Raw genomic sequence first — 11899 nt, 5'->3', positions numbered from 1 at the left:
TCCCGCGCCGGCTCGTCACACGGTGACGACGACCTTCGCGCGCGCGTGCTCCACCTCCACGTACCGGATCGCCTCGGCCGCCTCGCTCAGCGGATACGTCCGCTCGACGACCGGGGCGATTTTCCCGGACTCCGCGAGTTCGCGCAGCGCCGCGAGGTTCGCCCTGCTCTGCCTGGCCGGGAGTTCGAGCAGCCGCTGGCGGGCGAAGGGCGCCGCCAGCCGCCTCTTGAAGAAGAGCCCCATCGGTCCGACGACGCTGCCGCCCTCGTACACGCCGCCGCCGGACAGCACGAGCGTGCCGGTGGGAGTGATCGCGCGCCGGAACTCGGCCAGCGAGTGGTTGCCCACCAGGTCCAGTACGACGTCGTACCGCCGGCCGCCCCGGGTGAAGTCCTCGCGGGTGTAGTCGATGACGTGATCCGCGCCGAGTGAGCGGACCAGGTCCACGTTCCTCGTGCTGCACACCGCGGTCACCTCGGCGCCGTACGCCTTGGCGAGCTGCACGGCGAACGTGCCCACACCGCCCGACGCACCGTTGACCAGGACCGTCTGGCCCCGCTGCACCCGGCCCACGTCCCGCAGTCCGATGAGGGCGGTGTTCCCCGCCAGGGGTATCGCGGCCGCCTGCTCGAAGGTCAGGTTGGCCGGCTTCGGGCCCACCATGCCGTCCTTGGCGCACACGAACTCCGCGAAGGCGCCGTCGGCCTCGCCGAACACCTCGTCGCCGGGCTCGAGCCCCACGACCCCGCTGCCCACCGCTTCGACGCGGCCGGCGAAGTCCCGGCCCCGGACCCTGGCCTTCGGCCTGGAGAGTCCGAACGCCAGACGGGCGATCTTCGGGTCGCCGTGCATCAGGTGCCAGTCGTAGGCGTTGACCGAGGCCGCGTGCACCCGCACCAGCACCTCGTCGGCCGCCGGCACCGGAGTGTCGAAGTCCCTGAACTCCAGCGTGTCCGCCGAGCCGTAGCGGTCCTGCACCACTGCCTTCATGGAGTCCCCCTCTGTTGCCGGCGACAGTACGCAATGCCCACGGAACCGGATATCGGGGATGAACCCTGATTTTCTCCGGGGCCGATCCCGGCCTTACCCCGGGGAACCGATCGGTTTACACTGCCTCCGAGTCGCCCCATCTCGCGGCAGGTCAAGGCCGGCCCGGCGGCCGGTCCGGTCGCCGTCTCCCCACGGCTCGCCGCCGCCTGACGCCCCCTGATCGCCCCTGATCACACCGGCAGCAGGCGCGCCACCAGCGTGCTGAGCTGCCGGGCGGTGCGGCACTCGTGCATCTCGACCAGCTCGGCGTAGGCGGGCGCGGCGGAGTCACCGGTGCCCCAGCGGGAGCGCTGTTCGGGGTTCAACCAGTAGACGCGGCGCGCCCGTTCGGCGATCTCCCGGACGGCCGGCAGGTTCGGGTCGCTCATGTTGGTGCGGGCGTCGCCGAGGACGAACACGGTCGTGCGCGGGCCGACCGCGTCGCCGTAGCGCTCGGCGAATTCGCCCAGCGCCATGCCGTAGTCGCTGCTGCCGTGGTAGCCGGTGAGCGTGGCCTCCGCCTCGATGCGAGCACTGAGCCCTTCCGGGTCGGCGGTGCCGCGCTCGAGCAGCCCGGTCACCTCGTCGATCCGGTTGACGAAGGCGAACACGCGCACCTTGCTGAACTGGTCGTGCAGAGCCTGCACCAGCAGCATCGTGAAGTCCGAGAACCCGGACACCGAGCCCGACACATCGCACAGCAGCACCAGTTCGGGCCGGACGGGACGCCGCCGGCGCAGCACCGGCTTCATCGGCACCCCACCCGTCGACAGCGACCCGCGCAGGGTCCGCCGTAGATCGATCGAGCCCCTGGAGGCACGGCGGCGACGGGCCGCGAGCCGGGTCGCGAGCTTGCGGGCGAGCGGCTGAACCGCCCGGCGCAGCTCGGCCAGTTGAGCCTTCCCGGCGAACAGGAAGTCCACCCGGTCGGCGGTCGGCGTCACTGCCCGCCGGGCGATCTCGTCGCGGCCGCGCCGCTCGGCGACCCGGCGCCGCGCCTCCGCGGCCACCATCGCCCGGAACACCTCGATGCGCTGCCGGATCTCGTCCTCCAGCAGCCGGTCGGCGAACCCCGAACTACCGCCCCGCGACCGGACGTTGTCGCGGACGCGGGCGAGCAGGGTCTGCGGGCGCAGCCGTTCCAGTGCCTGGTACGACGACCAGCCGTCCGACTCCGGCGAGGAACCGTAGCCACCGAAACCGTCGACCGCCTCGACCGCCAACCGGCTCATCATCGCCCGGTCGTCGGCGGTGAGTGCGGCCGCCAGCCGTTCGCGCAGATCGTCCCGTCCGGCGGCCTTCTGCTCCGGACCGCCGACCCCGCGCGGAAAGTACAGGTCGAAGACCGGGTCGAACACCTGCCGCTGGCCGGTGCCGTGCAGCAGTGTCGCCGCCAGCCCCTCGCGCAGCAGCTCCCGGTCCGCGAGGCCGAGCGCCTCCACCGCCCGCGCCGCGTCCACGGTCTCGCCGGTACCGATCCGGACGCCGTGCGCGCGCAGGGCGCCGACGAGGGACGTCAGCCGCTCGGCGACGCCCGCGGGTGTGGTCACAGGGCGTCCAGGGTGTCCAGGGTGTCCAGGTCCAGCTTGGCGGACGCCTTGAGGATGTCGTCCTGGTGCTTGAGGAGCACGCCGAGGCTGGCCTGTACGACCGTCTCGTCCAGGGTGTCGGCGCCGAGCGCGAGCAGCGTGCGCGCCCAGTCGATGGTCTCGGCGACCGACGGCACCTTGCGCAGGTCCATCGCCCGCAGCGCACCCACGACCCGTACGACCGAGCGGGCCAGCGTCTCGTCGAGCCCCGGCACCTTCAGCCGTACGATCCGGCGCTCCAGCTCCTCGTCGGGGAAGCCGAAGTGCAGGAAGAGGCAGCGGCGGCGCAGCGCCTCGGACAGCTCCCGGCTCGCGTTGGAGGTGAGGACGACGAACGGGCGGCGCGTCGCGGTGATGGTGCCCAGCTCGGGCACGGTCACCTGGAAGTCGCTGAGCACCTCCAGGAGCAGGCCCTCCACCTCGACGTCCGCCTTGTCGGTCTCGTCGATCAGCAGCACCTTGGGGTCCTCGCCCCGGATGGCCGTCAGCAGCGGCCGGGTGAGCAGGAACTCCTCGCTGAAGATGTCCGTGCGCGTCTCGTCCCACGTCTCGTCGCGGCCCGCGCTGATGCGCAGCAGCTGCTTGGCATGGTTCCACTCGTACAGCGCCCGGGACTCGTCGACCCCCTCGTAGCACTGCAGGCGCACGAGCCGCGCCCCGGCGACCTCGGCGACGGCCTTGGCCAGCTCCGTCTTGCCGACCCCGGCGGGGCCCTCCACCAGGAGTGGCTTGCCGAGACGGTCGGCGAGGAAGACGGTCGTGGCGACGGCGGACGAGGCGAGATAGCCGGTCTCGGCCAGACGTGCGGAGACGTCGTCGACGGATGTGAACAACGGGGCCTCCAACTCGGCGGCGACAGTCGGAGCACCTATCTAAGCGCTTGTTCAGCGATGTTGTCACGGGGGTTCCGCGTAAGGGGCGGCCGCCGAAGCAGCCGCCCCCCCCCGTGGTCGCTCTCCTCATGACGCCACCGCGACCGCCCCGACCGCCGCAGTGCGCAGCATCCGCCGGGCCGTGACCAGGCTCGTCCCCAGCGTCACCGCCGCCGCGGCCGCGACCACCGCGGCACCGATGCCGTAGACCTCGCCCGGCAGCACCCCGTCGGTGCGGACCATGGTGAACGGGACGATCCCGGCCAGCGCGGCCACCATGCCGAAGAGGACTCCGGTGACGGTCAGGATCAGCGTCTCGGCGCCCACCATCCCGAGCACCTGTCCCGGGGTCGCGCCCGCCAGGCGCTGTTGACCGAACTCCCGGACGCGGTAACTCGTCGCCGCGTAAAGCGAGTTGATCAGCATCACCCAGACGAAGACCACGATGATGCCGACGACCGTGAGGTTGAGCGTCTCGAGGTTCTTGGCGTCGACCGACTTCGTCAGGCCGGAGGCCTCTACGGCGTCGCTCTCCACCGCCTGCATGGTGAGCGTGGCCGTGGCCACCGCCGTGAACAGGATCAGCGACACCAGGATCCCGGCCAGTTGACCGGCCCGCTCCCGCAGATTCCGTACGGCCAGCCAGCCGCTCGCCCCGCTCAGCGGCAGCCGGGCCGACACGCCCTCCAGCAGCCGCGGCGCCATCAGCGCGAAGCCCACCGACAGCAGGATCGCCCCGTAGGCGGGCGGCGCCATCAGGGCCGCGTCCGTCGCCGAGAAGACGAAGGTGGAGGAGACGGACACCGCACCGGTGAGCAGCGCGGCGTACGCGAGGAACTTCCGTGCCCCGCCTCGCCGTTCTTGCCCGCGCGTCGCCCGCCGTACGGCGAGGAAGGCGGCGCCCGCCGACGCGAGCAGCGTGATGTCGATGCCCGTGATGAGCGCGATCGGGCCGAAGGAATGGTCGACGGACTCGGCGACCTGGCCGCTGTCCTGGAACACCTTCAGCAGCGCCCGACCCCCCAGCATCGCCGGGCCGATCGCCAGCGCCGCGCCCACCACCGCCACGACCACCGCCTCGCCGACCACCATCCGCTTGAGCTGCGCCGGAGTCGCCCCCGAGCAGCGCAGCAGCGCCAACTCGGCAGCGCGCTGACGGACGTTGACCGTCAGGGCCGAGGCGACGGCGAAGAACACCAGCAGGGTGCCGTAGCCGCCGACGACGCCCGCCGCGGTGGACAGCGTCTCCGCGCTGGTCGCGTCGACGCCGTCCTGCGCCGCCGTGTCGTGCATCGAGTTGAACGTCATGATGATCGCCGCGCCGAGGAACGCGGACAGCAGGGTCGCGAGGAACCGCCCGGGACGGTGCCGTATCGACCGCATGGCCGGCAGGAACATCGTTCAGACCCCCGTCCCCACGTTGTCGCCCAGGTGCGCGAGGCGTTCGGCCACCGCGTCGGCCGCCGGGGCGTCCATCCGGCCCGCCAGCCGGCCGTCCGCCAGGAACAGCACCGAGTCCGCGTACGAGGCGGCGACGGGGTCGTGGGTCACCATCACCACGGTCCGGCCGTGCACCCGCACCGCCTGCTGGAGCAACCGCAGTACGTCGCGTGCGCTGCGCGTGTCCAGGGCGCCGGTCGGCTCGTCAGCGAAGATCACCCGGGGCGCCGTCACCAGGGCACGGGCGATCGCCACGCGCTGCCGCTGACCGCCGGACAACTGGCCGGGGCGGTGCCCGAGCCGGTCGCCGAGGCCGACGGAGGTCAGGACCTCCTTGGCCCGCTCGCGGTCCACGCGCTGCCCGGCGAGCTTGAGCGGCAACACCGTGTTCTGCGCGACGGTCAGCGTCTCCAGCAGGTTGTACTGCTGGAACACGAATCCGATCCGCCCCCGCCGGAACTTCGTCAGCTCGGCCTCGCCGCCCCCGGTCAGCTCGGTGCCGTCCACCCGCACGATGCCGCTGTCGGGCCGGTCGAGCCCGGCCGCGCAGTGCAGCAGCGTGGTCTTGCCGGACCCCGACGGCCCCATCACCGCCGTGAAGGTGCCCCGCCCCAGACCGAGGGTGACCCCGTCCAGAGCGGTCACGGCGCTGTCGTGTGAACCGTAGGTCTTGGTGACCTTGACGAGCCGGAGCGCCTCGGCGGCGGGCTCCTTGTCGTGCGTCGTTCGCGAGCCTGCGCGAAACATCGTCATCACTCTCCGTCCGGCACTCCCTGTGCCCTGCCGAAGAAGCTACGGAGGCGGCGACGTGACCACACTGGGCGCAGAACCCGTGTTGCGGGGTGTACTCAACGACACCCCGGACCTGGGGTCAGCCGCTGCCGCGGCGGCTGCGGGGCAGCGTGGACCAGTGGGCGCGGCGGAAGACCGACGGGCGCGAGGTTGCATCGTTCAACCGGTCGGCGCCGCCGTGTGGCCCGGCCGGTCCGGGGGAACCCGGGAGCCATGGACGATCAGGCCCGCACCCACACCTCGTACTGGATCGAGACGGCACCACCCGGCGACCTCGCGCCCCCACCGGACGGCGACCTCACCGTCGAGGTCGCCGTGGTGGGCGCGGGCATCGCCGGGCTCAGCACGGCCTGGGAGCTGGCCCGGCGGGGCCACGAGGTCGCCGTACTGGAGGCGGACCGCGTCGCCACCGGCGTCACCGGGCACACGACGGCCAAGCTGAGCGCCCAGCACACCTTGATCTACGACCGGCTGCGCCGCACCCGCGGCAAGGAGGGGGCGCGTCTGTTCGCGGCCTCGCAGATGGACGCGATCCGGCACGCCGCCGAGACCGCGGACGCGCTCGGCGTGGACTGCGACTGGGAGGGCACGGCGGCGTACACCTTCGCCGAGGAGGGCGACCGCACCGACGAGCTGCGGGCCGAGGCCGCCGCGGCCCGGGAGGCGGGGCTGCCCGCCGAGTACGTGACCGACACGGACCTGCCGTTCCCGGTCGCGGGCGCGGTGCGGGTCGAGGAGCAGGCGCAGTTCCACCCCCGCAAGTACCTGCTGGCGCTGGCCGAGGACCTGCGCCGCCTGGGGGGCCGCGTGCACGAGCACACGCGTGTGGTCGGTCTCTCCGAGGGCGATCGGTGTGTCCTCACGACCGAGGACGGGGTGAAGGTGACCGCGCGATCCGTCGTGGTCGCCACCCACTACCCGATCTTCGACCGGGCCCTGCTGTTCACCCGGCTCTCGCCCCGCCGCGAACTCGTGGTCGCCGCTCCCCTCGACGCGGCCGCCGCTCCGACCGGCATGTACATCACCCCCGAGCAGAACACCCGCTCCGTCCGCACGGCACCCTACGAGGACGGAAAACGCCTGCTCATCGTCACCGGAGAGCACTTCACCCCGGGCACCGGCGGCGATGTCGAGGCGCGGTTCGAGACCCTGTCCGCGTGGGCGGTCGAGCGCTTCGGAGACCTCGACTTCACGCACCGGTGGGCCACGCAGGACAACGACCCCACCGACTCCGTACCCCTGGTCGGCCCGCTGCACCCCGCGAGCCGGCACACCTACGTGGCCACCGGCTTCGGCGGCTGGGGACTGGCGAGCGGAGTCATGACGGGCCGCCTCCTGTGCGATCTGATCACCGGCCGCGAGAACACCTGGAGCGACCTGTACGACCCGCGCCGCGTGACGTCCGTCCTGCGCGAGGGGAAGGACTTCCTCAGGCACCAGGCCGACGTGGCACGCCACTTCGTCGGCGACCGGCTCCAGCACCTGCCGGGCCCCTCGGCCACGTCGGTGGACGAGATCGCCCCCGGCGACGGCGCGGTCGTCCATGTGTCCGGGAAACGCTGCGCCGTCCACCGCGACGAGGACGGCAAGGTGCACGCCGTCTCCGCGAAGTGCACGCACCTGGGCTGCATCGTGGCGTTCAACCGCGCGGAACGGGCCTGGGAATGCCCGTGCCACGGCTCCCGCTTCGATCCGGACGGCCATGTGGTGCAGGGCCCGGCGGTGCGGCCCCTGGAGCCGCGGGACATCTGAGGCCCAGGGGCACGGCCTCAGCCGACCAGGACGACCTCCAGCGTGCGCGGACCGTGCACTCCCTCGACCCGGTCCAGCTCGATGTCGCTGGTCGCCGACGGACCGGAGATCCACGTCAGCGGGCGACCCGGGTCGAGGCGTTCGAGTGCCTGCGGGACGGAGGAGACGACCTGTTCGGGGACCCGTACGACACAGATGTGGTGGTCGGGGACGAGGGTGATACGTCGACGGCCCTGGTCGGCCGAGCCGTCCAGGACGATGGTGCCCGTCTCGGCGACGGCCACCGCGCACGCCGTGATCACACTGTCGACGCGGTCCAGTTCGTGCGGGGTGCTCTCCGTCCGGTCCGGGACCGGCTCCGCGTCGGTCGCCGAGAGCCACTCGGGCTCCAGCCCCGGCGGCACGAGCACCGTCTTCGCACCCCGCGCGGCGAGCATCCCGGCGATCGTCGCCGGAAGATCGGCGGCCGAGCAGCGGTGCACGACGGCCCGGTAGTCCGCCAGGTTCTCCGCCAGCAGCTCGACGGTCTCCGCGACAGTCCGCTCCCCGTGCTCGCGCAGATAGTCACGCGGAACCGCCTGCTCGTACGGCGTGTCGTCCTGCCGTACGTCCGCCACGTCCGCCAGCGCGCGCCGCACCCGGCCCAGGATCCGTTCCCTGCTGCTCACTTCGCACCGTCCTTTCCGCCCCGCGTACGCTGCCACCAGTCCCGGAAGGGCTCCGCGGGCACCGCCGGCAGATCCCGGCTGCCGCTCCACGCCTTGCCCGGACCCGGCAGCGACCGCGGATGCAGGCGCCGGGTGCGCGAGGCGAGCCGCTGACCGGTGCGCAGGACACCCGGGTGGCGGAAGGCCCAGCGCGCCGCCCGCATCGCGGCCCGCTCGGCGGCATGCCCCTTCGCGGGCTTCAGCACCACCTTGTTGCCCTGCGAGGTGACTTCGCCGCCCTGTACGACCCGCTCCCGCAGATGCACCAGCACCTCGGGGATGTCGATGGCGACCGGGCACACCTCGTAGCAGGCACCGCACAACGACGACGCGTACGGCAGCGAGGCGTCGATCTCGCTTGTCACGCCCCGCAGTTGAGGGCTGAGGATGGCGCCGATCGGACCCGGGTAGACCGAGCCGTACGCGTGCCCGCCGGCCCGCTCGTACACCGGGCACACGTTCAGACACGCCGAGCAGCGGATGCAGCGCAGGGCCTGGCGGCCTACCTCGTCGGCGAGGGTGTCGGTGCGGCCGTTGTCGAGCAGGACGAGGTGGAAGTGCTTCGGCCCGTCGCCGTCCGTCGTACCGGTCCACGTCGACGTGTACGGGTTCATGCGCTCGGCCGTCGAGGAGCGGGGGAGCGTCTGCAGGAACACCTCCAGGTCCCGCCACGTCGGCACGATCTTCTCGATGCCGACGACCGAGATCAGCGTCTCGGGCAGCGTCAGGCACATCCGCCCGTTGCCCTCGGACTCGACGACCACCAGCGTGCCGGTCTCGGCGACCATGAAGTTGGCGCCGGAGACGCCGACCTTGGCGCGCAGGAACTTCTCGCGCAGGTGCAGGCGGGCCGCCTCGGCGAGTGCGGCGGGCGTGTCCGTGAGGCCCTCGGGGGCCGGGCGGCCCCACTCGCTCATCTCGCGTTCGAAGATGTCCCGGATCTCGCCCCGGTTGCGATGGATGGCGGGGACGAGGATGTGCGAGGGCCGGTCCTTGCCCAACTGCACGATCAGCTCGGCGAGATCGGTCTCGTAGGCGCGGATGCCCTCCGCCTCCAGGGCCTCGTTCAGCCCGATCTCCTGCGTGGCCATCGACTTGACCTTGACGACCTCCGACTCACCGGTCGCCTTGACGAGTTCCGTCACGATCCGGTTGGCCTCGTCGGCGTCGGCGGCCCAGTGCACCGTGCCGCCCGCCGCCGTGACCGCGTCTTCCAACTGCACGAGGTAGCGGTCGAGATGACGCAGCGTATGATCCTTGATCCGCTTCCCGGCCTCCCGCAGCTCCGCCCAGTCGGACACCTCCGCGACGGCGCCCGCCCGCTTGGCGCGGATCGTGTGCGTGGCATGCCGCAGATTGCCGCGCAGGGTCTGGTCGTGCACGGCCTCGTGCGCGGCCTTCGGAAAGGCCGGCATCCCTACGAACGTCCCGCTCATACGGCCGGCTCCTCCTCCGTGCTCGCCAGGATCTCCGCGATGTGCACGGGCCGCATGCCGGTGCGCAGCCGGGCCATGGTCCCGCCGATGTGCATCAGACAGGAGTTGTCGGCCGCGCACAGCACCTGGGCGCCGGTCGACTCGGCGTTGCGGACCTTGTCGGCACCCATCGCCGCCGAGACATCGGCGTTCTTCAGGGCGAAGGTGCCACCGAACCCGCAGCACTCGTCCGCACCCGGAAGCTCGGCCAACTCCAGCCCCTTGACGGCCTGGAGCAGCCGCCGGGGCCGCTCGCCGAGCCCGAGCCCGCGCAGTCCGTGGCAGGTCGGGTGATAGGTCACCTTGTGCGGGTAGTACGCCCCGACGTCCGTCACCCCCAGCACGTCCACCAGGAACTCCGTCAGCTCGTACGTCTTCGGCACCACCGGCGCGAGAGTCGCCGCGAGCGTGTCGCCACGCCCCTCGGCCCGCGCCCGCTCACCCATCCGCGGATACAGCTCCCGCACCATCGCCCCGCATGAGCCGGACGGGGTGACGATCGCCTCGTACTCGCCGAAGACATCGGAGAAATGCCGGGCGAGAGGCTCGGCCTCATGCCGGTATCCGGTGTTGTAGTGCGCCTGCCCGCAGCAGGTCTGGGCCATCGGGAAGTCCACCTCGACGCCCAGCCTGGTCAGCAGTTTCACCACGGCGCGCCCGGTGTCCGGATAGAGCGTGTCGTTGACACAGGTCAGGAACAGGGCGACACGCATCGCGGCTCCTTGTGATCGATCATCGGATGAGTGCAGGGTAGTGCGGGCGCGCGGCCCGGGGGAGCCCCCGCTCACCGTCGGGTGAGTTCACCCTCGGACGAGCCGGGCCTCCGCCTCGCTCCAGCGCGCCGCGTCCCCCTGCGGCTCGTACCGGGTCAACGGCTGCGTACGAGTGAGCAGCCGCCGCCCGTCGGCAAGGTCGCCGACCAGCCCGTGGGCCCGTGCCTGGACCAGGACGTTCCCCAGGGCGGCGGCCTCGGTCGGACCGGCCACCACCGGCAGCCCGCAGGCGTCGGCGGTCAGCTGGCACAGCAGAGCGTTGCGCGTGCCGCCCCCGACGACGTGCACGACGTCGACCGGATGGTCGGCCAGCCGCTGGGCCTCGGCGATCGCCCTGCGGTGGGCGAGGGCGAGCGAGTCGAGGATGCAGCGCGTGATCTCGGCGGGCGAGGCGGGCACCGGCTGCCCCGAGGCACGGCACGCCTCGGCGATCCGCTCCGGCATCCGCCCCGGTGCCAGGAACGCCGCGTCCCCCGCGTCCACGACCGACCGCAGCGCCGGCACCTTGGACGCGTCGAGCAGCAGTCCGCCCAGATCGGGGGCGTCCCAAGCCCGTACGCACTCCTGGAGCAGCCACAGCCCCATGATGTTCCGCAGATACCGGACCGTGCCGTCCAGCCCCAGCTCATTGGTGAAGTTGGCGGCCCGGCTCTCCTCGGTCAGCACGGGGGCGCTCAGCTCCAGCCCCGCCAGCGACCAGGTGCCGGTGCAGATGTACGCGAACCGCTCGCCCCCGGCCGGGACGGCGGCCACGGCGGAGGCGGTGTCGTGCGACCCGACCGCCGTCACCGGCACGGGACCGGTGAGCCCGGTCTCCTCCAGCACCGCGCCGCGCAGCAGCCCCGCGGAATCGCCGGGTTGCCTGAGCGGCGCGAACAGGTCCAGGTCGATGCCGAGCCGGGAGGCGATGTCGTACGACCACTCGCGCGTCCGGGGATCGATCAGCTGGGTGGTGGAGGCGTTGGTGAGCTCGGTGCCCTGCTCGCCGGTGAGCCAGTAGGTCAGCAGATCGGGGATGAGCAACAGGCGCTTGGCGTACGGCAGTTGGGCCGAGCTCCGAGCCGCGGCCAGCTGGTACAGCGTGTTGAAGGGGGCGTACTGCAACCCGGTGGCCGCGTACAGCTCCTCCGCCGGGACGGTCGCCCACACCTTCTCGGCGACCCCTTCCGTCCGGGAGTCCCGGTAGTGCACGGGATTGCCGAGCAGCGCCCCGTCGGCGTCCAGCAGCCCGTAGTCCACGGCCCAGCTGTCGATGCCGACGGAGTCGACCTGCCCGGCGGCCTTCAGCCCCTCCAGGACACCCGCGTACAGCGCGAGCACGTCCCAGCGCAGCCCTTCCGGCACCCGAACCGGGCGGTTCGGGAAGCGGTGCGCCTCGCTCAGCTCCAGCGAGTCCGGGCCCACGCGGCCGACCATGACCCGCCCGCTGGAGGCGCCCAGGTCGACCGCGGCGTACGACTTCACGGACGC

General features: G+C 72.2%; 10 protein-coding genes. 1 reads left to right on the top strand and 9 read right to left on the bottom strand.

From position 1 onward, the window contains the following. Nucleotides 1-15 precede the first annotated feature (15 nt). From QQM39_RS02120 to QQM39_RS02100, 5 genes are all read right to left on the bottom strand, one after another. On the bottom strand, nucleotides 16-990 hold the full coding sequence (locus tag QQM39_RS02120) for an NAD(P)-dependent alcohol dehydrogenase (protein ID WP_301994858.1): 975 nt from the start codon (nucleotides 988-990) through the stop codon (nucleotides 16-18). A gap of 230 nt (nucleotides 991-1220) precedes the next feature. Then, entirely contained in the window at nucleotides 1221-2579 is a 1359-nt protein-coding gene (locus QQM39_RS02115; RefSeq protein ID WP_301994856.1) for a VWA domain-containing protein, read from the bottom strand. Beyond that, nucleotides 2576-3451 carry a MoxR family ATPase gene (locus tag QQM39_RS02110; protein WP_301994855.1) on the bottom strand — a complete coding sequence of 292 codons (876 nt, stop codon included), beginning with the start codon at nucleotides 3449-3451 and terminating at the stop codon, nucleotides 2576-2578. The genes QQM39_RS02115 and QQM39_RS02110 overlap by 4 nt, the downstream gene beginning before the upstream one ends. Nucleotides 3452-3577: 126 nt before the next feature. Beyond that, a complete protein-coding gene (locus tag QQM39_RS02105) occupies nucleotides 3578-4888 on the bottom strand; it encodes an FtsX-like permease family protein (protein WP_301994853.1) in 1311 nt (436 codons plus the stop codon). A gap of 3 nt (nucleotides 4889-4891) precedes the next feature. Continuing rightward, nucleotides 4892-5683: an ABC transporter ATP-binding protein gene (locus tag QQM39_RS02100; RefSeq protein ID WP_301994852.1), complete on the bottom strand. Its 792-nt coding sequence runs from the start codon at nucleotides 5681-5683 to the stop codon at nucleotides 4892-4894. A gap of 252 nt (nucleotides 5684-5935) precedes the next feature. On the opposite strand from QQM39_RS02100, the gene QQM39_RS02095 reads away from it, so the two are divergent. Then, on the top strand, nucleotides 5936-7474 hold the full coding sequence (locus tag QQM39_RS02095) for an FAD-dependent oxidoreductase (RefSeq protein ID WP_301994851.1): 1539 nt from the start codon (nucleotides 5936-5938) through the stop codon (nucleotides 7472-7474). A 17-nt stretch (nucleotides 7475-7491) separates the two neighbouring features. Here the strand turns inward: QQM39_RS02095 and QQM39_RS02090 are convergent, their stop codons facing one another. The 4 genes from QQM39_RS02090 to QQM39_RS02075 form a co-directional block, all read right to left on the bottom strand. Continuing rightward, nucleotides 7492-8142, bottom strand: coding sequence for an LUD domain-containing protein (locus tag QQM39_RS02090; protein WP_301994850.1), 651 nt, complete (start codon nucleotides 8140-8142; stop codon nucleotides 7492-7494). Then, entirely contained in the window at nucleotides 8139-9617 is a 1479-nt protein-coding gene (locus QQM39_RS02085) for a LutB/LldF family L-lactate oxidation iron-sulfur protein (protein WP_301994849.1), read from the bottom strand. Before QQM39_RS02085 ends, QQM39_RS02090 begins: the two co-directional genes overlap by 4 nt. Continuing rightward, nucleotides 9614-10369, bottom strand: coding sequence for a (Fe-S)-binding protein (locus QQM39_RS02080; protein ID WP_301994848.1), 756 nt, complete (start codon nucleotides 10367-10369; stop codon nucleotides 9614-9616). Before QQM39_RS02080 ends, QQM39_RS02085 begins: the two co-directional genes overlap by 4 nt. Nucleotides 10370-10456: 87 nt before the next feature. Next, nucleotides 10457-11893, bottom strand: a complete 1437-nt coding sequence (locus QQM39_RS02075) for a rhamnulokinase family protein (protein WP_302003446.1) — start codon at nucleotides 11891-11893, stop codon at nucleotides 10457-10459. Between the last annotated feature and the right edge of the window lie 6 nt (nucleotides 11894-11899).

Origin of the sequence: Streptomyces sp. DT2A-34, assembly GCF_030499515.1 — a bacterium.
GTDB lineage: Bacteria > Actinomycetota > Actinomycetes > Streptomycetales > Streptomycetaceae > Streptomyces.
This window is presented reverse-complemented; position numbering and strand designations above follow the sequence as displayed.

Bases quoted from the DNA above. Each gene is read 5' to 3' on its own strand.
- QQM39_RS02085 (WP_301994849.1), bottom strand. From the start codon at position 9,617: ATGAGCGGGACGTTCGTAGGGATGCCGGCCTTTCCGAAGGCCGCGCAC.
- QQM39_RS02100 (WP_301994852.1), bottom strand. From the start codon at position 5,683: ATGACGATGTTTCGCGCAGGCTCGCGAACGACGCACGACAAGGAGCCC.
- QQM39_RS02105 (WP_301994853.1), bottom strand. From the start codon at position 4,888: ATGTTCCTGCCGGCCATGCGGTCGATACGGCACCGTCCCGGGCGGTTC.
- QQM39_RS02095 (WP_301994851.1), top strand. From the start codon at position 5,936: ATGGACGATCAGGCCCGCACCCACACCTCGTACTGGATCGAGACGGCA.
- QQM39_RS02080 (WP_301994848.1), bottom strand. From the start codon at position 10,369: ATGCGTGTCGCCCTGTTCCTGACCTGTGTCAACGACACGCTCTATCCG.
- QQM39_RS02120 (WP_301994858.1), bottom strand. From the start codon at position 990: ATGAAGGCAGTGGTGCAGGACCGCTACGGCTCGGCGGACACGCTGGAG.